This window comes from Arcicella rosea (genome assembly GCF_014204325.1).
Classification (GTDB): domain Bacteria; phylum Bacteroidota; class Bacteroidia; order Cytophagales; family Spirosomataceae; genus Arcicella; species Arcicella rosea_A.
Genome location: NZ_JACHKT010000012.1, coordinates 1 through 26,945 on the forward strand (window position 1 = coordinate 1; position 26,945 = coordinate 26,945).

General features: G+C 34.5%; 18 protein-coding genes. 3 read left to right on the forward strand and 15 right to left on the reverse strand.

The window, feature by feature from the left end; translation table 11 throughout:
- Window positions 1-345 precede the first annotated feature (345 nt).
- The 5 genes from tyrS to HNP25_RS09780 all read right to left on the reverse strand — a co-directional run bounded on the left by tyrS (window position 346) and on the right by HNP25_RS09780 (window position 5,020).
- Entirely contained in the window at window positions 346-1,647 is a 1,302-nt protein-coding gene (gene tyrS / locus HNP25_RS09755) for a tyrosine--tRNA ligase (RefSeq protein WP_184133739.1), read from the reverse strand.
- A gap of 111 nt (window positions 1,648-1,758) precedes the next feature.
- Complete coding sequence (locus HNP25_RS09760) at window positions 1,759-2,421, reverse strand: response regulator transcription factor (protein ID WP_184133741.1); 663 nt, start codon at window positions 2,419-2,421, stop codon at window positions 1,759-1,761.
- A gap of 54 nt (window positions 2,422-2,475) precedes the next feature.
- Window positions 2,476-3,240: a sensor histidine kinase gene (locus tag HNP25_RS09765; RefSeq protein WP_184133743.1), complete on the reverse strand. Its 765-nt coding sequence runs from the start codon at window positions 3,238-3,240 to the stop codon at window positions 2,476-2,478.
- Window positions 3,241-4,024: 784 nt separating this feature from the next.
- Complete coding sequence (locus HNP25_RS09775) at window positions 4,025-4,312, reverse strand: hypothetical protein (protein ID WP_184133747.1); 288 nt, start codon at window positions 4,310-4,312, stop codon at window positions 4,025-4,027.
- A gap of 123 nt (window positions 4,313-4,435) precedes the next feature.
- Window positions 4,436-5,020 carry a riboflavin synthase gene (locus HNP25_RS09780; protein WP_184133749.1) on the reverse strand — a complete coding sequence of 195 codons (585 nt, stop codon included), beginning with the start codon at window positions 5,018-5,020 and terminating at the stop codon, window positions 4,436-4,438.
- A 97-nt stretch (window positions 5,021-5,117) separates the two neighbouring features.
- Here HNP25_RS09780 and HNP25_RS09785 point away from each other — a divergent pair, with 97 nt between their 5' ends.
- Entirely contained in the window at window positions 5,118-5,735 is a 618-nt protein-coding gene (locus tag HNP25_RS09785) for a DUF1684 domain-containing protein (protein WP_184133750.1), read from the forward strand.
- A gap of 74 nt (window positions 5,736-5,809) precedes the next feature.
- Here HNP25_RS09785 and HNP25_RS09790 read toward each other — a convergent pair whose 3' ends face one another.
- From HNP25_RS09790 to HNP25_RS09810, 5 genes are all read right to left on the reverse strand, one after another.
- Window positions 5,810-7,627 carry an acyl-CoA dehydrogenase family protein gene (locus HNP25_RS09790; protein ID WP_184133752.1) on the reverse strand — a complete coding sequence of 606 codons (1,818 nt, stop codon included), beginning with the start codon at window positions 7,625-7,627 and terminating at the stop codon, window positions 5,810-5,812.
- A gap of 596 nt (window positions 7,628-8,223) precedes the next feature.
- Entirely contained in the window at window positions 8,224-9,102 is an 879-nt protein-coding gene (locus tag HNP25_RS09795) for a DUF4249 domain-containing protein (protein ID WP_184133754.1), read from the reverse strand.
- Between the two features lie 3 nt (window positions 9,103-9,105).
- Entirely contained in the window at window positions 9,106-11,451 is a 2,346-nt protein-coding gene (locus HNP25_RS09800) for a TonB-dependent receptor (protein WP_184133755.1), read from the reverse strand.
- Window positions 11,452-11,454: 3 nt separating this feature from the next.
- A complete protein-coding gene (locus HNP25_RS09805; RefSeq protein ID WP_184133757.1) occupies window positions 11,455-11,901 on the reverse strand; it encodes a hypothetical protein in 447 nt (148 codons plus the stop codon).
- 386 nt (window positions 11,902-12,287) lie between these two features.
- Window positions 12,288-12,641, reverse strand: a complete 354-nt coding sequence (locus HNP25_RS09810) for a DoxX family protein (protein ID WP_221432439.1) — start codon at window positions 12,639-12,641, stop codon at window positions 12,288-12,290.
- A gap of 164 nt (window positions 12,642-12,805) precedes the next feature.
- Between HNP25_RS09810 and ubiE the strand changes: the two genes are divergently transcribed.
- Together ubiE and porT are read left to right on the forward strand one after the other, a co-directional pair.
- Window positions 12,806-13,528 (forward strand): bifunctional demethylmenaquinone methyltransferase/2-methoxy-6-polyprenyl-1,4-benzoquinol methylase UbiE, encoded by a 723-nt coding sequence (ubiE, locus tag HNP25_RS09815; RefSeq protein WP_184133758.1) that lies wholly within the window; start codon window positions 12,806-12,808, stop codon window positions 13,526-13,528.
- On the forward strand, window positions 13,477-14,229 hold the full coding sequence (gene porT / locus HNP25_RS09820) for a type IX secretion/gliding motility protein PorT/SprT (protein WP_184133760.1): 753 nt from the start codon (window positions 13,477-13,479) through the stop codon (window positions 14,227-14,229). Before ubiE ends, porT begins: the two co-directional genes overlap by 52 nt.
- Before the next feature lie 163 nt (window positions 14,230-14,392).
- Here porT and HNP25_RS09825 read toward each other — a convergent pair whose 3' ends face one another.
- The 5 genes from HNP25_RS09825 to HNP25_RS09845 all read right to left on the reverse strand — a co-directional run bounded on the left by HNP25_RS09825 (window position 14,393) and on the right by HNP25_RS09845 (window position 26,636).
- On the reverse strand, window positions 14,393-17,698 hold the full coding sequence (locus tag HNP25_RS09825; protein WP_310587163.1) for a VCBS repeat-containing protein: 3,306 nt from the start codon (window positions 17,696-17,698) through the stop codon (window positions 14,393-14,395).
- Window positions 17,699-17,850: 152 nt separating this feature from the next.
- Window positions 17,851-21,162, reverse strand: coding sequence for a VCBS repeat-containing protein (locus HNP25_RS09830; protein WP_184133761.1), 3,312 nt, complete (start codon window positions 21,160-21,162; stop codon window positions 17,851-17,853).
- Between the two features lie 278 nt (window positions 21,163-21,440).
- Window positions 21,441-22,019, reverse strand: coding sequence for a hypothetical protein (locus tag HNP25_RS09835; RefSeq protein WP_184133763.1), 579 nt, complete (start codon window positions 22,017-22,019; stop codon window positions 21,441-21,443).
- An 81-nt stretch (window positions 22,020-22,100) separates the two neighbouring features.
- On the reverse strand, window positions 22,101-23,594 hold the full coding sequence (locus HNP25_RS09840) for a RagB/SusD family nutrient uptake outer membrane protein (RefSeq protein WP_184133765.1): 1,494 nt from the start codon (window positions 23,592-23,594) through the stop codon (window positions 22,101-22,103).
- A 27-nt stretch (window positions 23,595-23,621) separates the two neighbouring features.
- Window positions 23,622-26,636, reverse strand: coding sequence for a SusC/RagA family TonB-linked outer membrane protein (locus tag HNP25_RS09845; protein ID WP_229202829.1), 3,015 nt, complete (start codon window positions 26,634-26,636; stop codon window positions 23,622-23,624).
- Between the last annotated feature and the right edge of the window lie 309 nt (window positions 26,637-26,945).

A 26,945-nucleotide genomic window follows, 5' to 3' on the forward strand; every position in this document is an offset into this window, starting at 1 on the left:
GACTAATCTCTCAATCTTACCAAATCTAGCTACAATTATCTTCCTAATTGCTCCCTCTTCTCAACCCGTTGGCGTCGTTTGGGAGTGCAAAGATGTAGGATTAATTCGTAACCACCAAACTTAATCGCAAAGTTTTTTGAAAATATTTCTATAAAAAATCACAACATACACCGCAAATAACTTAATATCAATACTTTATTACACTCAATAAATATTGAAAAATATTTGAAAAAAAATGAACATTCTTTAATCATTCAAGTAACTATACTAAAAATAGTGTGCTTAAAAATAAAACGAGTACTAAATTTTGAATCTAGTACTCGTATATTTTACTCGAAAAATGTATTAACCTACAATAATAAGATGATTTTTCTTGCCTTTTCCTACTAATAAGTATTTGCCATTGAGTAAATCAAAGGTTGCTGGGTGATTTGGATCAGCAATCTTGGTTTTGTTAATACTTAGTGCATTTCCTTGGATAGCTCTTCTTGCTTCTCCTTTTGAAGGATAGATTTCTGCATTGGTTATTACTGAAACCAAATCTGTCACTGTTGGACTTGCTTCAAAATCAGCAAGCGTAATTGATGTTTGAGGTACACCATCAAAAACTGCTAAAATATCAGTATCGCTCATTCCTTGTAATACTTCTAAAGTTCCTTTTCCAAAAAGAATTTCAGAAGCTTTAACGGCTATGTCGTAATCCTTTTCAGAATGTACTCTTATGGTTACATCTTTGGCTAATGCTTTTTGCATGATACGAAGATGTGGTGCTTCTGCGTGTTCTGCTTCTAGTTTTTCAATTTCATCTTTTGAAAGTAACGTAAATACTCTTAACAAACGTGCGCAATCAGCATCTGTAGCATTCAACCAAAACTGATAAAACTGGTATGGCGTTGTCATTGTTGAATCTAACCAAACGTTTCCAGATTCAGATTTACCAAATTTTGTTCCGTCTGCTTTGGTTACTAATGGCGTTGTCAGTGCATAGGCTTTGTGTTCTATTTCATCTGCACCCCCTTCTTTACGTCTGATGATTTCTGTTCCAGTGGTGATATTTCCCCATTGGTCAGAGCCTCCCATTTGTAAACGAACATTTTTATTTTTGTATAACCAGTAAAAATCGTAGCCTTGCAATAATTGATACGAAAATTCTGTGAATGAAATTCCTGTTTCTAAACGTTTCTTTACAGAATCTTTAGACATCATGTAGTTTACAGAAAGATACTTGCCTGCTTCACGTAGAAACCCTAAAAAGCTAAATTCTTTAAACCAATCGTAATTATTAACTACCTCCGCAGAATTATCAATATCACTAAAATCTAAAAACTTTTCTAATTGTTTCTTGATACATTCTTGGTTGTGGCGAAGAGTGTCTTCTGAAAGGAACTCACGTTCTGCTGCTTTTCCTGATGGGTCTCCAATCATTCCTGTGGCGCCACCTACTAATGCGATTGGTTTATGTCCACACAATTGAAAGTGTTTTAACAACATAATCGTTGCTAAATTTCCGATATGTAAAGATGATGCTGTAGGGTCAAAGCCGATGTAAGCGGCTGTCATTTCTTTTTGTAATTGTTCTTCTGTGCCAGGCATCATGTCCTGAAGCATTCCACGCCAACGCAGTTCCTCTATAAAATTGCTTTTCATTTCTAATTAATGATAAATATGCTCTCTGTTTAACTTTTCACAAAGTTAGAGATTGTCTATTGATATTTTACTTGCCTGAATGGTATTCCTGAAATGTTAAGCAATAATCTCTTAGCAAACCCCATTTCGTACTGCCCATGCTACTAAGCCTGCTACATTTTTTGTTCCTGTTTTTTCCATAATACGATTTCGGTGTCCTTCTACCGTTCTTGCACTTAAACATAACATTTCTGCGATTTGCTGAGTGGTAGTTCCTTGACAAATATGCTCAAGTACTTCAAGTTCTCTGTCGGAAATACCGACTTGTAAGCTTAATAAATTTTCTGCTTTTTTCTCAGGCTTATTAATCATCCTGTTGTGCATTACTTTTACCAAAAAAGGGCCGTAGTAATAGTCTTCATTAAAAACAGTATAAATGGCATTTTCTACTTCGTCGGGATGAGCATCTTTTAATAAGTATCCATTGGCACCTAGTGACATCAGGTGACTTACAAACTTATCTTCGTCGTGCATAGAAATCACGATAATTTTTACTTTCGGAAAATCTTTTTTAATTCTTTCTGTTGCTCTGATTCCATCTACTACGGGCATATTCAAATCCATCAAAACAATATTGGGCAGTAATTGCGGAATATTATCTATTAATTCCTGTCCATTGGATGCTTCAAGCACTACTTCAAAATCATCATTATGACTTAACAAGGAAACGAGCCCACGACGGAAAAGTGCGTGGTCGTCGGTGACGGCTATTCTAATCTTAGTTAGCTTACTCATTAATGGTTAGATTTATAGAGGAAAAATATCCTAAAACGCTACATAATATACATATCAAAGAGGAACTGTAATGATAAACGTTGAACCTCGTCCGATTTCAACGTCAAATTTAAGTTGTCCTTTGATAAGACTCATACGACTTTCGATATTTTTTATTCCAATGCCTCTACTTGGCTGATTTACAGCTTCTAAATCAAAGCCTTTTCCATCATCTGTTACTTCTAATCTAAGTTTTTTGTTATTTTCGGATAAAGTGATTTTGATTTCTTTTGCCTCCGCATGTTTTAGGGCATTATTAACTAATTCTTGCGTAGAGCGATAAAGTGCTAATTCTGTCTTAGCATCATATCTTGCGTTTAGGTCACAAGTAAAATGAATGGGGAGATTGGTGTGGAGTGTCATTTTCTGAGAGAAATCTTTCAAAGCTTCTATCAAACCAAATTCATCTAAAGTACTTGGCATTAAATCTTTGGAAATTCTCCTGACATTATGAAGGGCTTCGTTTAGTAACTCTTCTGTTCTACCAAGCAGTAAAGTTCTCTTGGATTCGTTTTCTGAGTACTTGTTTAATTGTGAGAGACTCATTCTTGTAGCAGAAAGTAATGCTCCGATTTCATCGTGCAAATCTCCACCAATTTGTCGGCGAACTACTTCTTGCGAACCAACACTTGCCTCAAGCATGGCTTGATGAAGTGCTTCTTCGTGTGCGGCTCTTTGTAATCTTTGACGACGATAATATACAATCACAAAAAGTATAATTGCCGAAACTGGCAAAAGCATTGCAATGGTGCCTAGAATAACGATTTTGACCTCATTCATTCAATTAAATCATTTATAGACTCCAAATTTCTGCTTTATCAGTCGTTCATGCAAAAAATAGACTAAAAGAATGATAGAGGTGGCAAAAGTAATCATCATGATTGTGCCGACTTCGATGATGATTTTAACTGTAGAGGCGTCTTGCTGAACCATAATCCTATTGCTAAAAAGATTCTAAAGATGAAAGATAAGATGAAATATATAACCCATAGCTCCTTAAAAAAAGGCGATTTATGAAAGAGTACTGTTTCTCCGTAAAGGAATAGAAATAAAGTACCTGAAAAATAAAGTAAGCAAGCTACACTAATCCAAAACATCGGAGTGACAGAGAGTTTCTGTACAGTTAGTGTTTGGAGAAGTTGGAAAAAGTAAATAAATACACAAATAATAATTATGATGCAGGCAATTGAATTAATTAAACTATTGAACTTTACAAAATTGGAAGTTTCAGTAAAATTGAAAATAGCAAAAAACGTAAAAACTGATATGGTAATTAAAGTAATTCGTTTAACTAGTTTATTTATAAATACTTCTCGATACATTAAGACCAATAGTAAGCACTCTACTACCGAAAATATGTTTAGCATAAAATGATTAGGACTGTGTAAATATCTTGCCCAAAAAGTTGCTATTATTTCAGTTAGAGTAGATACTATAATATATACAAACATTAGTTTTAATTCTAATGTGAAATTTTCCCTTCTGATAATAGCAATTATCAGAGGGAAAAAAACTCCTAAAGATGATACGTATGCGAGTATATCTGGAAAGGTCATCCTATAGTTTAGTCTATGTGTACTGGACAGTAAGGTGGACAAGGTGGTGGTCCAATGATACATGAAGTAGAAATAACTTCACAGTCACCGTTAACTCCGCTAATAATTAATTGGTGAACCTCATCTTCGTCATAAGTATGTTCAATTTTGAAACCTACGATTTCTGGATTTTCTTCTAGCATTGCTACTAATAAAGATGCACTTACATAATGAGAATGTACTTGGTGTTTTTTCTTGTAATCTTCTAATCCTTTAGATGCTTTTTCTGATTCTCTTTTAATAAGTTTACCTGCCATGTTTGTTAAATAATTGGGGTTGGTTAATAATATTCAAAACTACTAAAATGTATATAATTACAAAGTATTCTAATGAAAATAGCGTAGAAATACACATAAAACAGGTATTTCTACGCTATTTCTTTATAGCGTAATCATCTTCTTGATGTATTTACCTACAATATCAAATTCTAGGTTTACGATGTCACCGATTTTTAAAGTATGAAAAACAGTATGTTCGTAAGTGTAAGGAATAATGGCTACTCTGAAAGTATTTATGCCTGAATTAAATACAGTGAGACTTGTTCCGTTGATACAGATTGAGCCTTTTTCGACAGTAACGTTTTGTCCGTAGTTACTATATTCAAAATCATAGAGCCAAGAACCATCTTGTTCAATAATGTTGGTAACTATTCCTGTTTGGTCAACGTGTCCTTGTACAATGTGTCCGTCGAAACGTCCATTTGCTGGCATACATCTTTCCAGATTTACTTTTGAACCTACCGTTAAAGCTCCTAAATTGGTTTTTTTAAGGGTTTCGTCGATGGCTGTTACCGAATATTCTTCTCCTTTAATATCAATTACGGTTAAACATACGCCATTGTGGGCAAGACTTTGGTCTATTTTTAATTCGTTGGTAAAAGGACAAGTAAGTGTAAATGTAATGTTTGTTCCTTCTTTGCTAAGATTGGTTACTTTGCCTAATGCTTCGATGATTCCTGTGAACATTTTTTTATCTATTATCTGTTATCGCTTTCGCAAGTTAATTTACTAATTTTGCTTATCTATCAAGAACAGGCATGTTCCTCTTAAAATTCCTCAAAAAATGTTCAAAAATAAATTCTTCCTTGTTTTTACCAGTGTTATTTTAGTTGCTATCATTATTTACTCTTTTGTTGATTCTCAAGAAAAACCTGCAACTGAGGCTCTTTCAGATAATTATGCGAAAACGGTTCTAGCTTTAAGACAAGCCAAAGATGAGGCTTTGAAAACCGAAAAAGATTCGCCCATTGAGGATAAAAAAAACTTTAAAGGCTTACATTATTTTGCAATAAACCCTGTTTATAAAGTAGTGGCTACTTTGGATAAATTAACAAGCGGACAAAGTATTAAAGTTGCGATGACGGGCGGAGAAACTGAGGAATATGAAGCTTTTGCGAACCTAACATTTGAAATTGATGGGAAAAAATGTGCTTTAAAAGTATTTAAAACACCTGAAGGAAACTTGTTTTTACCTTTCCGTGATTTAACAAGTAATAAAGAAACTTATGGTGCGGGGCGTTATCTTGATTTAAAAATGGAAGATATTAAAGACCAAAGCATTGAGATTGATTTTAATCTTTGCTATCAGCCATATTGTGCTTACAATCCTAGTTTTACTTGCCCAGTGCCACCAGCAGAGAACTTTTTGAATGTTGCTTTGAAGGTTGGGGAGAAAATGTAGTATTGAAGGACATAAAATATCCCCACTTAAAAAGCAGGGATATGCGTTTGTTTTGATGAAAATGTAATTAAATATTATTGAAAAACACCAAGCTTTTCCGAATCAACAGTTAGTAAAGTATTATCTGTTAATCGGGTTGCTAAAGCATAATTTTTGATTAATTCATAATGATAGAAGAATTTCATGGTATGAATTTTCGATTCATAAAATGAGGTTTCACTTTCTTCAAGGCTTTGGGTAATTAATGCTTGTTTAGCTACAATTGCTTGTTTAAGCCATATCCATGCAACTGTGGTAATCCCGAAAAACTCCATATAAAGATTGGCATCTGCTAAAAAAGCCTCATTATCTCCTTTGGCAGCAATACTTAACAAGTGCATCGTTACTTTTTGCAAACGTCCTAGTTCCTTTTCAAGCTTTTCAGCATAAGGTTTTAGTTCATCAAAAGTATTTGCCAGCTCAATACTCTTCATTATTTCATTGAAAAGTAACTGTGGTGCTTTGCCATTATTCAATGTCACTCCCCTACCTAATAAATTCAAAGAATGTATGCCCGTTGTACCTTCGTAGATAGACATAATTCTGACATCACGAGCCATTTGTTCTAATGGAAAGTCTTCTGTGTAGCCATACCCACCCAAAACCTGCAAGCCTTCATTCACTGCTTTGATACCCATTTCGGCTGGATAAGTTTTAGCAACGGTTGTCATCAAATCAAGCATTAATTGATAAGGTTTTGCCTCCTCAGAGGTTTTACCAAGTGCATGAATCATGTCTTGCCAGTGATAACATTCTAGTAAAAGTGCCAAAGAGCCTTCAACAACGGCTTTTTGAAACAACAACATTCTTTTTACATCGGGATGGTTAATGATATACGTCTGTTCTTCTTCTAAATTTTTGTTGTTAAGTTTCCTTCCTTGCGGACGCTCCTTCGCATACTCCAATGAAGCATAATATGCGGCAGAAGCAATGTAAGTTCCGCCCATGCCAACGCCTAACCGTGCTTCATTCATCATTTGAAACATGTAGCTAAGTCCTTTATTGGCTTCCCCCACTAAATATCCAATTGAATTATCTTTATCACCGAAGGTTAAGTGCATAGCGGGCGTAGCTTTCTGCCCCATTTTATGATAGATTCCTGTAGAAATCACATCGTTATCTACATTGAATTCAGTCCCATTGGCATTTGCTCTGAATTTAGGAACAACAAATAAAGAAATTCCTTTAGTACCGAGTGGTGCACCTTCAATTCTTGCCAATACTAAGTGAATAATGTTATCGGCAATGTCATGATCGCCAGCAGAAATGAATACTTTCTGACCTTTAATCTTAAAAGTACCGTCACTTTGTGGAAAAGCAGTCGTGATAACATCTGAAAGCGAGCTACCAGCTTGAGGTTCAGTTAAACACATTGAGCCAGTCCATTCGCCAGTTACCATTCTTTGGGCATATTTTTCTTTTAATTCATCCGAACCAAAAGAAAAAATCAAATTTGCAGAACCAGCCGTTAAACCAGTAAACATTACAAAAGCATTATTGGCTGAACCTCTAATCATTTCGCTTGCTGCGTTGACTACAGTTGGTAATTGTTGTCCGCCATTTTCATAATCAAAAGTTGCGGCAATCATTCCTGCATCGCCCATTGCTTTTACATAATCTTTTACGGCAGGATGTACTTTTACTTGACCATTAATTAACTGAGGCTGGTTTCTATCGGACGAGACGTAGGCATTTCGGAGGATTTTATCAGCAATTTCTTCGGCAGTATCCAAAACCATGTCGAACATATCAGGCGTATAATCCTGAAAGTATGAAAACTTAGTAAGTTCTGCCACTTGCAGCACTTCTTTCAACATAAAATCAAGATTGCGACGAGAATATTGCTTATTCATGGTTAATGGCTTTGTGTCTTGTTATGCTTGCATACAATAGAGCGTAAAAGTAATAACATTAATATTATTCTGCAAGCATACTGTTTCAATTTAAGGCACAAAAAAAGTTGTCCTTTAGGGTGACAACTTTAAAATTCTGTAAAAAAACCTCTTTACTTAGCGTTTTTCGTATTTATTGTATTTTTTCCGACATAAATCATCGTTACAAAAAATAAAATAGTTGAAACCCAACTGAATTGGTTAAGTAAAATATCTATTCCCTTATCATTGAAATAAAGACCTACAGCAATTCTTAATAAAACACAAATTGCATATACACAGAGTACAAAATATATATTCTTGTTCACATTTTTCATAGCTTTGGGTATTACTGATATTGAAATACAATGCTAAAGAGCATATTATTTTCTAATGGATTTCAAAAAAAATCTTCCAATGAAGAAAAGGAAAAGTCCAAATAAAATTACATTAAAAAGTTGCCATAAAATTAGGCTTAGGTTTGAAGTTAAAATGTTGTTTATCATGATTCTGAAAGTTTTTTTGTTTGGAAACTATTTACGATAAAATTAAGATAAATCATTGATAAATAAAAGTTTTTAATAGATTACACTTGTGCGATTATAAGCTGCAAAAATCCCAAAACCGCCTTTAATGTTTGAATAAATACTAATAGGTTCAACAAAAGGATTATCCTGCGAAAGTGCATTCTCAGCTAAATCTTTATGATAACGGTAATAATGAATATCGGTATTTAATACTTGTATTTCCCAAACTCTGTAGTCGCCACCATAAAGGTTTTGTCTTTTCGAAAGGTAAAAATTGTTGGTTGAAGTCAACCTTTTACCGTCGTTGTTTTCATCAGTAATGGAATGTTCTGGATATTCGGAAGTTGCGTAAACATTCACTACACCCTTAGGGCTTGTATTGATGGTTTTTGAAAACACAAAAATGCTATAATGATTTGCTTCATTTGGAATATCATCCCAACTAACGTTATAATTTTTATCACCGTACACAGAAGAAGTACCTGTTTCTTTAACGGTAATTGTTTTCAAATCTACATTATTTAAAGGAATGGTGCAGGTGGCTTCTGCTTGTTGTCCATCATAAGTAGTTATTTTTAACGTATAAGTTTTTCCAGCCTCCACCTTAAAGTTTTTTGCTTTGAGTGTAAAAACGCCAAAACCACTGTTTAAAGGTTTATTAAAAGTAGCAGTTTGTGTTCCATCAGAAATCGTGATGATAGCTTTGCCTACATTAGCGAACCATTCTTCATACTTACTTGTGCCGACGATTGGTCTTGTATAATTCAGCCGTACTTGATGAATAGTATCTTGCGGACAAATAAATGCCTCAATTGTGGGTGCTGTACTTGATGGAATATTATCGACATCCTCAACCACAGTAAGTAAATCATCATTACAACTTGTGAAAAAGAGTACAATAACAACGAGTAATAAATATTGAATTTTCATGATTTAGAATTTAAAGCTATAGCTGACAGATGGAACAACGGGGAATAATCCTTTTCTATAAAGTTTATTTTCATTATTACCTGAACTTGCATTATAAACCTGACCACTATCATAATAAAAAGGGTTCACACGGTTATACGCATTGTAAATACTTACTTCCCATGTACGCTCGCCTCTTTTCTTTTGTTTATGAAATTGAACACCTAAATCCAAACGATGATAGGCGGCTGCCTGAAAGGAATTTCGTTCTCCGTAATAACTTACTTGGGTATTAACAGAATTATCGACGTTTGTATGCCCAACCAAACGAGAACTCGCTAAGGGAATGGTCAACCGATTTCCAGTACCATAAACCCAAGTAGCCGAAAGCGTGATTTTCGGTTTGAGTTGATAAGTACTTACAATTGATAAATCATGACGACGGTCATAACGTGGAGCGAATTCTTTCCCATCATTTATTTCAGCAAATTGATGTTTTATCCATGAAAGCGTGTAACCAAACCAGCCTTTTAATCGCCCAACTTTTCTTTGTAACATTATTTCCATTCCATAAGCTTTTCCTTTGCCAGAAGTAACGTTTTCTTGCCAATCCACTTCGCTCGTTTTCTGTGCATCAGGACCAAATTCTAACAATAAGAAACTTGCTCCTTCTTTATAGCCGATAATATTATCCATTTTTTTATAGTAAGTCTCAACCGTCAAAGACAAATTTTTGTCTGGAAAATCTTTAGCTATACCTATTGCTATTTGTTGAGAGGTTTGTGGAGGAATTTTATCCGTGGCAGAAACCCATAAATCTGTTGGTAAACCTAAACCAGAATTTGAAAGTAAATGAATATATTGGTTCATTCGGGCATAAGACGCTTTGATAGCCAAATGATTTGGCAAACGATAAGCACCCGAAAAACGAGGTTCAAGATTGAAGTACTTCTTTGAATTAACGTTAAAATTACTGAGGCGAAGTCCTGCATTAACAGTAATTTTTTCATTTACGTGCCAAACATCCTCTGCATATAAAGCTGTTTCTAAAGCGTCAGTAGCATTTTTTTTAATGCCTGATGTATCTGTTCTAGCATCAACTAATATTAATGCACTTGGTGTAAAACGATGAGCAGTAAGTAATATTCCTGTTCGGATGGCGTGTTGTGAGGAAGGCAAAAAATCTAAATCTGATTTCAGCGTAAAATCTCTAATTCCAGACGAGTAAGCTAAGGAATAAAAACCTTTGTCGGTAGTTTCTTCATTATAAACTTTAAAATTGTAGTTTGTAAAAATAAGCGAAGTATTACTAAATAGTTTTTGGTTGAATAGATGATTCCAACGTAAAGTAGTAGTGGCGTTTCCCCAATTAAAACCATTACTTTCTTGAGAGTCACGAACTTTACTATTTTCCTGAAAATCAAAAACATCACGACCGAAGTATCCACTTAAATAAAGTTTGTTTTTCTGTCCGAAATCGTAGTTTACTTTCATGTTTAAATCGTAGAAATACATCGTTGGGAAATCTCCACCAGCAATTGGCTTTAATACAGCATCGGCATAAGAGCGACGAGCAGAAAATAGAAACGAAGACACATTCTTTTTCAATGGGCCTTCTAAAGTTACTCTGCTAGATAATAAGCCAATTCCTGCTTCTCCATGAATTTTCTCTTTATTACCTTCCTTCATTTGCATTTCTATGACAGAGGAAAGTCGCCCACCGAAACGAGCAGGAAAACCGCCTTTAGTCATTTCAACACTTTTGAGGGCATCGCCATTAAACACCGAAAAAAAGCCAAACAAGTGATTGGCATTATACACAACAGCATCGTCGAGAATCAATAAATTTTGGTCAGGACCACCACCACGCACATATAATCCTGCCGAACCTTCTCGTCCTTTCTGAACGCCAGGCATCAGTTGAAGTACTTTTAGTACATCTTTTTCACCCAATAAAGCAGGAATATCTTTAATCTGTTTGATGGGCACAGAAACTACACTCATTTGCTCGCTTTCACTCACAAAATTTTGGCGTTCGGCATTGACAATTACTTCTTTTAAATCGGTTGATTTAACTTTTAGCTCAATATCAATTTGTTGACTGTTATTCGCCCTAACATTTCTTTTTTCAGACTGATAACCTAGCATCGAGAACACCAATTCAAGGGTTTCAGTATTGGAAATCGTCAGAGAGTAAAAACCGTAGTTATTGGTTTGCGTTCCAATTTTTAGGTTGGGAATTGCTACAGCAACGTTGGCTAAAGATTCTTTACTTCCCTGTTCACGAACATAACCACTAATCGTGATTTTCTGAGCAATAGAAGTATTGGCTATGATAATGAAGAAAGTAAAAAGTAGAATTTGTTTCATTTGCTATTTTTTAAGACGTAGTTCAATGGTTCTACCTTGATAAGTTGGACTAGAAGCTTGTGGCCCTTTTAGCGTCATTGAATTCCCATCCAAGAATACTTTATAAGAACCGTTCAAATCAATTTTTGGCACTTTTGTCTCATACACGAATATTGATGCTTCATTAAAAGAAGATGAAGCATTGTACTGTATATTGACTTTCTCATTTCCTTGAAGATTATAAAAGCCATTACAAATCTTTGCTTTGTAATCATCACATTCATTCAACTGAAAAATACTGTTGGGGTATTTTACCACAGAATCGGGAGCAGTCTGTCCAACTTTTGAATAGACTATTTCATCTAATTTCCAATTACCAGACATATCTTCAAGGAGTTTGATGGTATCGTCTTTGCAAGAAAAGAGGAAGATGGTAGATAAGGTTAGGAATAGTTTTGAGTACGTTCTCATGGTATTTAGTTTAGTGTAAATTAAAATATTAACGATTTGTAGTTGCTATAAATAATATTGTCAGTATCATAATCTCTTTGTTGGATAATCCTTCAGAAACAAGTCGAAGTATTTTAGATTCTTGACGGGTAAAAAAAATCTACTTCGGTAATTTTGGTGTTGTGATGTATGAATTCCATAGGATTTATTAAGTTTTAGGGAATACTATTTGTTAATTATTTGTCAAATATAAATTATTTTTTATTTGACAAAACTATATTTTCTGCATTCATTTCTTATAAAAAAGCAAGAAAAGCTACAAGTGTCTAATTTTCAGAATTTTAATGAATTGTATTTCAAAATAATTATTCTACAAACATAACTTATCCATAAATATCTGATTTTCTTCACTTTGTATAACCACAAGCCCACCAAATCAACAAAAACTGCAAAGGAATTCTTAACCATAAAATCCATTCAGGAATTTTGACAAATTTTCCAGAAGTAATCATAAAAATATTGGCTGGCAAAACTGCTATCAATAACAGAATTATTCCCCAAGCGGCATAAGTACGAGTCGCTGGAAAAAGTAAGGCTATTCCTAAAATCACTTCTGCCAATCCGCTTAAAAAGACCATTAATCCATGTGCTGGAATATACGGAGGCATAATTGCCAAGTAAAATCTGGGCTTGATAAAGTGATTGATGCCTGCAATGGTATAAAGAAATGACATCAGGTAAAGTCCAATTTGTTGTATCATCGTTTTTTTTTGTTTAGTAATAATACCGAATATTCTGTAAAGCTCTGCTTTATGTTAGAAACAATATTTTCAAACAAGATGTTATTTCGCAAGAGTATGGTAATTTTGTAAAATTATTCAAATAGAATTATTCCGACGGATAAGGTTGTCCGTACAACAACATAATGAGCGTAGTTCCTTATAAAGAGCAAAATGCAAGCAAAAAAGAGCAGGTAGCTCAGATGTTTGATAATGTTTCACCGAAATATGATTTTCTAAATCATTTATTGAGCGGTGGAATTGATATTTTATGGCGTAAAAAGGCTATAAAATTATTAAGAAAAGCCCAACCAAAAACAATTTTGGATATTGCGACAGGAACGGGAGATTTTGCGATTGAAGCGTTGGCTTTGAAACCAGAAAAAATCGTTGGTGTTGATATTTCTGAAGGAATGTTGAGTTTTGGTCGTGAGAAAATTAAGAAATTGGGCGTAGAATCAATCATTGAATTACAAAAAGGCGATTCTGAAAGATTGAATTTTGAAGACAATACTTTTGATGCTGTTATCGTTAGTTTTGGAGTACGGAATTTTGAGCATCTGGAAAAAGGATTAACAGATATGTGCAGAGTGATGAAGAAAGATGGTACTTGTATCGTTTTGGAATTCTCAAAACCTTCGGCATTTCCATTCAAGCAACTTTATAATTTTTATTTCAAATATATCTTGCCCGTAGTTGGTAAAATTGTTTCAAAAGATACTTCTGCTTATACGTATTTACACGATTCTGTACAAGCATTCCCAGATGGAAACGATTTTATCCAAGTATTCGAACGTGCAGGTTTTAACAGAACCCAATGCTTACCACTCACTTTCGGAATAAGTACTATTTATATCGGCAGAAAGTAATTCTTTCTTCTTTGTTTTTTGGCATTTGTTCTGTCGGAACTTCGATAAACGCCAATGCGCAAAACTATGATTACAAACGTATTTATGATGAGTATTACGATGATAAGCCAGTTCATTTTGGCTTTTTGTTTGGTTTTGGTTCATCAAGATTCAATGTTTATCATAGTAACAATTTTAAAGCTCCAGGCGATACTGCCATTACGATTGTTTCGCCCGGGAATTTCTCTTTTCAAGTTGGAGGTTTGGTCAATTTAAAATTGAACGACCGTTTCGATTTGAAATCTGGGATTAATATTGCCTTGTATGGTCGTCAGTTGAATTATCGTTTTACCAATTCTCCTGATTTTCCTCCTGAACTTCGTGAATCAACTTGGCTTGAAATACCGATTCTATTGAAGTATAAGTCGATGAGAAGAGGTAATTCAAGAATGTACGTAGATGCTGGCGTTAAAATTGGACTAGAAACCAATGTACGTAAAAATGCCAATAATACTCGAAAATTAGATACCAGAACAAGTGATCTTTCTTTAGAATACGGAATCGGTTTTGAACAATTCTTTAAGTATTTTAAATTCACGCCTGAGATTAGATTTTCGCATGGATTGACAAACTTATTCATTGCCCCAAGTGTGAACAACTATGCAAGAGATATACAAAGATTGAATGCCCATAGTGTTACTTTGTATTTGATGTTTGAATAATTTTTTGAGTGATTGGTGATTGGTAATTAGTGATTAGAATTTTAAAAGCCTGAAAATTTTATTGAAAAGTTTTCAGGCTTTTTATTTAGTTGGGATTTATTGTATCTCCAATGACTCACTAACTCAAGAGTATAAATTCTAATCACCAATTACTATTAACTAATCACTTTCTCCTCAACACCATCAATTTATCATTATTTCTTGCGAGAATCATTAGAATTTCTTTTCCTACTTTGATGTTTCTGATGCGTTTTACTTGTCCTTTTACGCTGATTCCATTGAGTTTTTCAACTTCAAACTGACAATTTCCTTTGTTAATCAAGATAGTTCCATAGTTGGCATCGTATCTTCCCATTTGGATATTGCAGTCGTAGAAATTCCCAAACATGATTATATCTGGCAACTTATCACCGTTAGCGTCTATAATTTCAGCAGCATAATAAGGTGCATATTGGGCTTTTGAAGGCAAAGATTGCACTGTAAAATTCCCTTTTCCGTCGTTTACCAAAATAGCATTATCAAAGTAATTAGCTTCAAATACTTTTGCAGCCGACAATTCACTTTCGCCCACAATATCCGCAATTGTAGCTTTAGCAAAATCTTTAGCCAAAAGAAATTTCTTTTTGGTAAATGGAAACTGCTTTTGTGTTTCAGCTTTGTTGGCAAACATTACTTCTGTTCCTCCCAAATAATAACTTAGTACTTGGTCGGTAGTGCCATTTTTATCAAAATCACTTACATACATTCTAACAGGCTCTGTTTCCGAAGCTTTAATTCTACTATTTTGACCAAGATTTCCAGCCAAAATATCCAAATCGCCATCGCCATCAAAATCGTAAGGCATGGCGAAATTCCACCAACCTTTTTCTTTTGTGAGCATTTTTTTGATAAATTTTCCTTGCTGATTTTCCATTTCACAGATTCCATCCCACTCCAAAGCCAACAAAATATCTTGGTCGCCATCTTTGTCCAAATCTTGAACAACGGCATTTTTCACCAAACCAATATTTCTTAATTCTTTGGCGTACTTATCAGTTACATCCGTGAATTTTCCTGTTCCGTCATTTTGTAAAAGATAGGAATCAGGAATTTTCCCATAAGAATATGGTAAAGAACGAGCAGTAATCAATAAATCTATTTTCCCATCTTGATTAATATCAATTATCTCAATAGCTGATGCCGATAAAAATATCTTTGGAATAGCATCTACTTTTAATGATAAATTTCCCTTACCATCATTTAGATAAACTCTCGGTGTGAGATAATTGGATTTACCAAAGTACTCATTTCCACCCTCAGCTACAGTCAAATCAAGATGAGTATCATTATTTACATCAACCCATTTTGCATCTACTTCTTCATAAATACTATCTTGTTTGAAAACTGTTTGTTTGCTTTCAATAAATTTACCGTTACTTTTTTGTAGAAATAAATGAGGCATTGATGTTTTAGAAGAACCTAAAAACACATCTTCTAAGCCATCATGATTAATATCTGCAACTGCTAAAGCGGGGCCTTCGGCTGACATTTTATGAGGAATAAGGGCTTCACGTTCAAACTCATTAAATTCATTTTCTTGATGTTTTACGTCCAAATTCAAATCCTTAGCAATGTCAGCCAGCAAAGGCGTTTTAGCAGGTTTTTGTTTGAAATGTTCGTAATCAAACTCTGGGAGATTTTTACGATAAGTAATTGTTACTGAATCACTTCCTGATTGAAGATTAAGTTTCTGGAAAGTTCTATCAGGCCAAATCAAGTAAGTAGAATCAATATCAGCTTTGTTTCCTAAACCAATATTCATCGGAATTTCCATACTTGCTTGAAAAGCTTTTACTGGAAATTTTTCATAAGAAATCGTTTCTCTGCCTTTTTTGAAAACTAATACTTTTGCTCCGATGGCATTCAAATTTTTCTCAGAACCTTTCAAATACAAACGAAGAAAGGCATTTTCGGGAGCGTACTCATTGGCTTTGTTTTCATAAATAAAAGCCTTTTGATTGATATTATTCGTGATAATATCCAAATCGCCATCATTGTCTAAATCGGCATATAATGCTCCGTTGGAGTATGAATTTTGATTATTTTCAATACTTTTCTCTTTGTCTTCAAAACGAAGGTCTGATTTATTTTGAAAGAATTTATTGGGAATTTTTATTTCGGGCAATTTATCTACCAATGAAATATCACTTTCATCCATTTCTTTTCTTTCCAATTTCATCTGAATATCTTCGGCAGAAACAAAACTGATATAATCAATATCGTTCATTCGTTTCGGAATTCCATTTGAAATGAATAAATCTTTGCGACCGTCGTTTTCAAAATCAAAAAACAAAGGCGACCACGACCAGTCTGTTGCGTGTACACCCGCAAACATTGCCATTTCCGAAAAAGTGCCATCGCCGTTATTCAACTGCAAATTGTTTCTAGCAAATTGATAATTATAGCCGTAACTTAACTTGTATTGAAAAATATTATAGGAGTCTTCGCCTTCTGAACGCTTCAAAATCTCACGGTCGAAAGGTAACATATCCAAAGACATGATTTCTGGATAAATATCATTATTGATATCAGCAACATCAATTCCCATCGAAAACTGACTGGTGTGCATCATCGACTTTTCGATCCTTTCCAAGAAAGTACCATTCTTTTGATTGATGTACAAGTAATCATTTTCGTGAAAATCATTTCCAATATACATATCTGGATAGCCGTCGAAATTGACATCGCCAACACCAACACCTAAACCATAGCCTAAAGCGTCTCTTTTAATACCTGTTAGTTCGGCTATTTCAATGAACTTTCCGTCGTCATTTCTAAAAAATTTATCGCCTGCCAAAGGATGAAAAGTGCCTTGAAAAGTACTTCTTACACCAAAAGTACCATTTTGATGTACTGAATGATTGAGTTGAAACATATCCAAATCGCCATCCAAATCATAATCAAAAAAGGCAGCTTGCGTACCAAAACCGACTAAATCTAACCCATACTCTTTCGATTTTTCTTCATACACAGGAATGCCGTCTTTGGTAATTTCTTTACAGACGAAGAGTAAATTATGTCCTTGTAAAGTTTCAAAACCACCCACTTGACTTACGTAAATATCTAATTTTCCATCTTGGTTTATATCCACTATCGAAACTCCATTCGACCAGCCTTTTTCTCCTTTGAAATTTGACTTTTCAGTAATGTCCTCAAACTTCATTCCTCCACGGTTAAGGTAGATTTTATTATCTTTCAGATTAGCAGTAAAACACAAATCAACCAATCCGTCATTATTAAAATCGCCCGCACCAACGCCTCCGCCATTATAAAAATACATATAAGTAAAGATGTTTAAATCTTTGGTTGGCGTTAGGTCATTTGAAAAATCAATGCCAGTTTTTTCAGCATCTAATAATTCAAAAGTGTAGGGTTGTTTGGTTTTGCAGGAAACTAAGAAGAGAAAGAGGAGGAAGATTAAATACCTCACCCCCCACCCCCCTCTCCTGTTGAGAGGGGGAGTCTTAAAAGTGAATGAATCTCCCCTCTCAACAGGAGAGGGCGACCGCCGCTGCGGGTTGGGGGTGAGGTTAATTCTATTATCGTTTTTTCTCATCATTTCTATATTTAAAAATGTAGCAACTATTTGAATTGAAACAATTTAGGCACTTCATTATTCAACAATGTCAAGAAATTTACTTTTCCTTGAATCTTGATTGGACTGATTTGCTTTACTTCTCCGTTCATTACAAAACCGCTTTCTTGGTTTGTTAATACTTTGAATTGAGCTTTGCCTTTGTTCAATAAAACATTACCACGACTGGCATCAATCATGCCCAATTGCGGAATGAAACCTGTATAATTTCCGCCAACAATAATGTCTTTCAATCCGTCATTGTTGATGTCAAAACATTCAATCGCATTGATACACGAAGTTTGAACGCCTTCTGGTAAATCAACTAAAGTAAAGTTCCCTTTTCCATCGTTGATTGCCACCGAAGATTTACAAGTTTTTACTGTTTTCACCAATGCACCTTCTAAAACATTATCGGGGAACAAGTCTTCAATGGTTTTCTTTGCATATTCTGAGTGCTTCAAAATCTGCTTTTTCAAGGCTGGAAATTGTTCTGCCATTTCTCTTTTCAAGAAAACAGGTTTGTCTTTTCCTTCAATACTCTTGGTCATGATTTTATCAAGAGAACCATTATTATCAAAATCTTTTACCCAAATTTTCAAAGGTGCATCCATTGAAGCTTTCAGTGTAAAGTTTTCGCCCATGTTTCCTAAAATCAAATCATTATCTCCGTCGTTATCAATGTCGGTTACTTTCAATGCTCCCCAGAAACCTGTAAATTCTTCTAAACCAGTTTTTAGTTTTTCTAATTTTTTCCCTTTTACCGTAAAAATCACAGGCGACATCCAATCTCCAACAACAATTAATTCTTTCTTTTTATCGCCATTCACATCTTCCCAATAAGCATCACGAATCATTCCTAATTCGGTCAATTCTGGATTTACTTGTTGGGCAATGTCTTTAAATTCTCCTTTTCCATTATTTTCATAAAAGTAACTTGGCGGATTTTTTCCGTACTCCATCGCATAACTTCTACTTCCTACGAATAAGTCTAAATCACCGTCATTGTCATAATCAAAAGGAGCAATTACAGCAGTATTTGTTCCATTTTGTGGAATTGCTCTCGAATTGAAAGTAAAATTGCCTTTTCCATCATTCAAATAGAGTTTGTCTATCAAATCTCTTTCGCCAAAACGTACTTCATTACCTCCGCTTCCAACGTACAAATCCAAGTCCCCATCTTTGTCAGCATCAAAAAAAAGTACAGCTGTTTCTTCAAAATAGGAGAAGGTTTTAAACACTTCCTGAGCAGATTTTTTAAAACCTGAACCTGTTTGTAAGTACAATTGTCCTGCTTGGTCTTTCGCTCCTGCAATATAAACATCTTCCAATCCATCACCATTTACATCGCCAATAGCCGCTTTTGGCCCTTCTTTTGACAACAAAGCTGGAAGGTTTTTTTCTTGATAAAAATCAACATACTCGTCTTCTTGATGTTTATCAAAAATGGTATTAACCGCTTCAAAATAGCTTTTTGTGTTAATACTCTTTGCTTTTGTTTTTACGACTTGAGCATCTTTAATTGAACAAGTAAGTAATTGGTCAGCCTTTGGATTTTTAATGATACTTTCTCGCAAATCAGCCCAAGTGATTTTGATAGAATCAATTCTAGTAACTTTTCCTAAACCAAAAGTTAAATTATATTCTGTACTTGACTGAAAACCTCTTGAAGGAATTACCGAACGAGTTTGTATTTCGCCATTGGCGTAAAGATCGGCTTTTGCTCCTACGGCAAATAAGTTTTTACCTTCTCCTTTCAAACTCAATTTGATAAAATGGTTTTTCTCCTCTTTTTTGTCAGCATTATTTTTATAGACAAAACATGGCATATTTACATTATTCACCAATAAGTCTAAGTCACCGTCATTATCCAAATCGGCATACATTGCTCCGTTTGAAAACGAAGGAGTTGCCAAACCAAATTCTTCTCCTTTTTCTTCAAACTTCAAGGTTTTGCTATTGTGAAAAAAGTAGTTCGGAATTGGTACAGAAGGCATTTTCCCAATAATGGTATTGATATTTTCCTTCACGCCAGTCGCTTGCATTCCTTGAATGAGTTCGTTGGCAAAGAAATCAATAAAATCTTGGTCGATTACATCATTGTAAATTCCGTTGCAGACATAAATATCGTTGTAGCCATCATTATCAGCATCAAACATTAACGCACCCCAACTCCAGTCGCTTCCTGCCACGCCACTATAATTGGCGATTTCGCTAAAAGTACCATCTTGATTATTGAGTTGAAGACTATTTTGCTGAAACTGATTATAAAAACCACGGTCTTTTTTCAGTTTAAAAACATAATGATTGTCGAATGACGAAGTAGTTTTTAGACGGTACTCATCACGAGGAAGCATATCGGTTGTGATGATTTCTTGGAAACCGTCGTTATTCACATCAGCCATATCTGCCCCCATCGAAGCCAAACTGATGTGTTTCATGCGTTGCTCAATTTCTTCTTTGAATGTACCGTTTTTCTGATTGATGTAGAGGTAATCTTTCTCATAGAAATCGTTTGAAACATAAATGTCTGGATAATTATCGTTGTTGGCATCACCAATCGTTACGCCCAAACCAAAGCCAATTAGGCTGCTATAAATTCCAGTATCTTTTGAAACATCGTGGAAATGTCCATCGTCATTTCGCATCAATTTATCACCGCCACCTTTCAAGAAATCTTTCACTGGCCAATCTTCTGCACGCATATCACGGTTATTGGCATAGTTCAAAGTATTGACAGGAATAAAGCTATTGTTTAGAATATAACAATCCAAATCGCCATCTAAATCATAGTCAAAAAAAGCGGCATGAGTAGTGTAACCGCCTTCGTCTAAGCCATACTTAGCCGCAGATTCTGTAAAAGTGAGATTGCCATTATTGATAAAAAGTGCGTTTTTTTGCTTTTTCGTAAATTTCCGAAGACCAGCATTACACACATAAATATCCAACAAACCATCGTTGTTGATGTCCACCATTACTACTCCAGTATTCCATTTATCGGCTTCTTGAATACCTGCTTTTGCTGAAATATCTTCAAATTTGAAATTACCTTTGTTCAAATAAAGTTTGTTACTTCCCATGTTTGAAGTAAAAAACACATCGGGCAAACCATCATTATTGATGTCGCCAACGGCTACGCCACCGCCATTATAAAAGTTTCGGTAATTGAAAATATTGAACTCTTCAGTATTTTCAATTTTATTATTGAACAAAATCCCAGTATCTTCTTCCTTCATTAATTCAAACAAAGTATTTTTTCCTTTGTCAGAACAGCCAAAACATAATGCTACAACAGCGAAGAAAGCTATATTTTTTAACATTTTCATTGATTAAAATATTTGAATAAGTCTTTTTAGAAAGAACTTAAAAACTATAATTTGAATAAGCAATTTAAATCACTCGTATGGTAATCATCCGAAATCCAAAAAGTTTTTTGTGAAAGAGAGACATTTAATTTGAGGCGATTATCAGGTGATTTTACCTCGATTAATGTTTGTGCAAAGCCTACAAAAGAGGCATAAAGCAGCATCAGAAATGTGCCTAAATACTTCATTGAATTAAATTTTTGATGGATAAAAATGGTTAATACAAATGTATTTTAAAAGATAGACTTTCCATCAACAAAATTCTGAATTAATAATTTAGGTTTTTTGTAGATGATGGAACCTTTAAATTCTTTCCATTTTGTAGCGTCTTGTTGTTCGTGATACTTTGCAATCGTTCCTCTTAGATTAATTATACACTTTTCATTATTTAATTGTGTTATGGTAATTTCTCCGCTAGTCATTAAATACCCAATGCCAATTCTAAGTTTCTTATCTTTTATTTTCCCTACCATTGCACTTGAAGCTATTGGGTTTTCTGCGAATACTTGTTTCACTATCGGCATATCTTTACTCCATTTTTCAGTAATAAAAGAAACGACCAAGTTTCCTTCATACTGATCTGAAATATTTAAGCGAAACGAAGTTGGAAATATTTCTATATCACCAGTAAAAACACTTTCTGATTGATAAAATAAGGTATCTTGAATGGTTATAATAGCTTTAGCTTGACCATCTTTTAACTTACTTAATATCATTTCTGTATTCTCAGAAGAACTTGAACAAGAACTAAGTAAGAAAATACTATAAAAAAATATTATAAAAATGGATGCAGTATTATTTTTCAAATTCATAATTGTCAATATTATAGCTCCTTCATAAATCAAAAATGCTCGAAAATTCGAGCATTTTTGATTTATAAAAAAAATTATTGATTAATATCCTGTATTTTGCTTCAAATTCGGGTTTGATACAATTGCAGAAGAAGGAATCGGGAACAAAACAAGATTTGCATCTTTTTTATCAGCCCCATTTCCAGTTAAGAATTTACCAAAACGCACTTCATAAGTTCTTGCTCCGCCTTCCCAGTAAGTTTCACGACCGATTTCGTCGAACAAAGATTGGTCTGTTAATGAAGCAATAGCACTTGCACCACGAGCAACTCTTAATTGGTTGATAAGTAATAAGGCTCCAGCAGCATTTCCACTTCTGTAAAGTGCTTCAGCTTTCGCTAAAAATACTTCTGCATAACGCATTAATATATATTTCCCTGCATCAGATGGGTGATATTTAATAACACGAATACCTTTGTCTGTTGCTGCTCCTGCTAAAGGTACATCACGAGTAAATGAAAGAACTTTCAAAGTACGAGTATCAATCAGAGGTTTACCATTGTCATCTATTTGTGTTCCAATCAAGAAACCACGACCGATACCTGAAAATTCTTTTCCATTACCTTTAGCAGGTTCTCCAATACGTTGGTCATTTTTATCAAATTTATCATAAAAGTCAGCTAAAGTGGTAAAACCATTCCAACCTGATGGATTTTGACCATAGTGAAGTGTCATAAACCAACGGTTTTGTGGAGTACCTTCCAAACTCACAAAAATGACTTCTGTTGAAGCAGCAGTAGAAAAGTTTTTGAAATAACTACTTTCAAGAGAAAAACCAGAAGCAGTAACAGCATCACTATATTTTACTACTAAATCCATATCAGCTTTATCAAAAGTATATGGACCTTCAGGTTTTGATGACTTATAAACTGCTTTGTTCAAGAATAATCTTGCCAAAAGTGCATTTGCAGAAGCTTTCGATGCTGCTCCATTAGAAGCCGAAGGTTTAACTTCAGCCAAGGCTGGAAGAGCCTCTTGTAAATCTTTAACAATAAAATCAAAAGCTTCAGAACGAGTCATTACTTTCGGGTTATCATCAACACCTTGAGTTACCTCACGAAAAGGTACTTGACCAAATAAGTCCATTACATGATACATATTAAATGCACGTAAAAACTTAGCTTGAGCCATTTGTGAAGCTGATGGATTTGAAGCAATAATCTCAGTTGCTTTATAAACACGTTGGTTCAAATTATTCCAAGCATCTCTTACATAAGTATGAGATGCATCCCAAGTATGAGCATCAAGCGTACGCCAAACACCATTATCACCCCAGTCAACGCCACGTGTTGGAGGAATCATCTCGGCAGAAGTATGCTGACCTAAGGCATAAATACCTGCTTGATCAGTATAGGTTCCTAAATCTTTATATGCAGATGCCAACATTTCGGTTGGATCACCTGGCGTAAAAACACTTCCACCAGTTGAAACACGGACAATTGAATCCTTTTCTGTAACAACTAAATCAGTACATGAAGAAAGTGAGATAATACTCGCTCCTGTCATTAATATTTTGAATATATGATTTCTTTTCATCTTTGAATACTAGATTATTTTTTGAAATTAGAATGAAATATTTGCACCGATTGTCCAAGTTCTAGCTCTTGGATAAGCTGTGTAATCAATACCGAATGATGGAATACCATTCAATGATTTATTTGTACTAACTTCTGGATCTTGTCCACTGTAATTCGTAAAAGTTAACAAGTTTTGTCCTGTTACGAAAATTCTCAAATTTGAAATAACTTTACTTTCAGTTTTAACTTTGTAACCTAAACTAAGGTTTTGTAAACGAACAAAGTCACCTTTTTCTAAGAAACGAGTTGAAACGTCAGGGGCATTTAAAGCACCTTCACCATTTCCAATTACATTCTTAACAACATTTCGACCATTTGCGAAAGATCCTTGAGTAAAGAAAGCATTCGCAGTATTTGAATAAATATAATTTCCAAATACACCATTGAAGAATACGCTCAAATCAAAGTTTTTGTACTTGAAATTATTCGTCAAACCACCCGTTACTTTAGGAAGGGGACTCTTTCCGTCTAAGAATTTTTGAACATCACCATCTGGATAGATTGAATTTCCAGCTGCATCAAACCCTCCAAATTGACGAAGGAAGAAAGCAAACAAAGGTTGACCTTCAGCGATACGTTGAGCAAAAGCACCAGATAAACCTTGCCCATTGATTTCACCAGTATCATAAGTACCTTTTAAGTTTTTAACCAAGTTGTTGTTGTAAGCAACATTGAATAAAACTTCCCAACTAAAATCTTTTGCATCAACAGCTGTTCCGTTTAATGATAACTCAATACCTTGGTTTTGAATATCGGTATCCAAGTTTTTCCAAACGAAAGGAGTTGGTGCTGGCTGAGCAGAAACAACGTTAAATAATAAATCTTTAGTATTCTTTTGATAAATGTCAATACTACCAGAAAGTCTGCTTTTCAAGATAGCAAAGTCTAAACCAATATTCACAGAAGTAGTTGTTTCCCATTTCAAGTTAGGATTGTTAAACGCTACAGCATTTAGACCACCACCTTCTATATTAGTAGCACTCTGGTTAATAGACCATCCGTCGTATCTATCTCTACGATCATAAAGATTATGAGGAATTTCTTGGTTACCAGTTACACCATAGCCTACTCTGAGAGCTAAATCAGAAAAGACCTCTCTTGGAACAAACGATTCTTCAAACAACTTCCATTTAAATGCAAATGAAGGGAAATATCCATACTTATTGTTACCTCCAAATTTAGAAGAACCATCAACACGAAGTGTTCCAGTAAACAAGTATTTGTTTGCAAATGCCAAGTTTACACGTCCAAAATATGATTGTAACTCATCTTTTGCTGAATTCGAGTTTTGAATTAAAGACCCTTTACCAGCAGAATTATCTGCAGAACCTAGGTTATTAATCATCAAATCTAAATCAGATGTACGGAAATTACTTGCTGTAATTTGCTTGCTATATCTATCAAAACTTTGATATGAATAACCTAGTAAACCTGTAAATGAAAGATTTTTAAATTCTTTCTCATACGTGAAGTAGTTTTCCCATAGTTTATTATCTGTTTCAATATCTCTTACATATGCACGACCTAAACCACCTACACCTTCAATTATTAAGTCTTTAGAATAAGCAGATTTTCTACTCGAAAATGATTTATCAAAACCTAAAACCGTTTTAAATTTCAACCCTTTAAATAGTTGTAATTCAGCATTGATATTACCTAAAGCACGTAAAGTATTTGTATTATCTTTAGATAAATTCAAAAATGCTACTGGGTTTGGCTCAGTGATACCAGGCTGATTGTACTTACCATCTGCACCATATACCGCTAAAGTAGGATTTGATTTTAAAACACCTGCCAATAAGTCCCCAGTAAAACCTGAGTTCTCAGAAACTGGTACACCAACATCTTGTGTACTTGCAAAATTTAAGTTTGAACCAATCGTCAATTTATCGTTGATAAACTTCTTCGCTCCATTAAAACCAACACTGTATCTATCCATTTTAGATTTTTGGATGATTCCTTCTTGGCTCATATATCCTAAAGAAAAGCGGTAACTTCCTGATTGGTCACCTCCACCGTAAGAAAAATTATGTTGGTCGGTTTTAGCAGTTCTAAAAATTTCATTTTGCCAATCTGTAGCCCCTTTTTGATTTTGTCCTCCTGCAGCTATATATTCAGCGGTACTTAAAAGGTCGTATCTTTTCGTAATTTTACTAATACCGTGATTATAACTATAATCTAAAGTTCCTTTTCCTTTTCCTTTTTTAGTTGTAATCAACACAACACCATTAGCACCACGTGAACCATAAATTGCAGTAGCTGAAGCATCTTTCAGAATGTCAATACTTGCAATATCATCTGGGTTCATGAAGTTAAGTGGATTTTTTGCTGGCTGACGTCCAACACCACTTGATTCACCATCACCAGAAGTATTATCACCACTTAGAGGCACACCGTCAATTACAAATAAAGGGTTGTTTCCACCACGAACAGAAGATGTACCTCTGATACGAACATTTATACCACCGCCAGGTTCACCACTAGCTTGAGTAATTTGAACACCCGCTACACGACCTTGCATTAATTGCTCTGGCGAAGTCACAACACCTTTGTTGAAATCCTTTGCACCGATTGCACTTACAGATCCAGTAACATCTTTCTTTTTGACGGTACCATAACCTATTACAACTACTTCATCAAGTGCTTTCATTTCAGAAATCAGTGCAACGTTGACTACTGAGCGACTACCTACCGCAATTTCTTGCTTAGTAAAACCAACAAATGTAAAGACTAAAGTAGCATTACTTGGTACACTAATTTTATAAGTACCGTTAACATCAGTTTGAGTACCTCTATTAGTACCTTTTACTGCAACTGATACGCCTGGTAATCCTGAAGCATCTCCTGATTCAGTTACTTTACCCGTAACAGTTCTATCTTGAGCATTGATGCCCATAGATACAAACATTGCAACAGCCATCATAACTACTTTTACTAGTGAGTTAGATGCTGCACCTTGTCGCACAGAGCGACAGAACCATCTGTAAAAATGATTATTCATAAGGTTTTGTTAAGATTTGAAAATGGTTAATGAAATCAAGAGAAACGCTACAAAATTTTATGCGAAAGAAAGGAAATCACCGACTTGAAAGTTTCAAAGGGAAAGGATGTCAAATATGAAACTTTGGTATTTTCGCAATAAAAAATGTAAAATTGCTCTAATAAATCTTTGCAAAGTAGAGGAAAAAGTTTCTATAATTCAATTTTTTTATGGAAAAATTTAATTCTACTTTCTAATACTTGTTACTAAAAAATTGTACTTCTACATATTTTGAAAACTTAAAAAAAAGCTTTGTTCTAGGCTTAACCA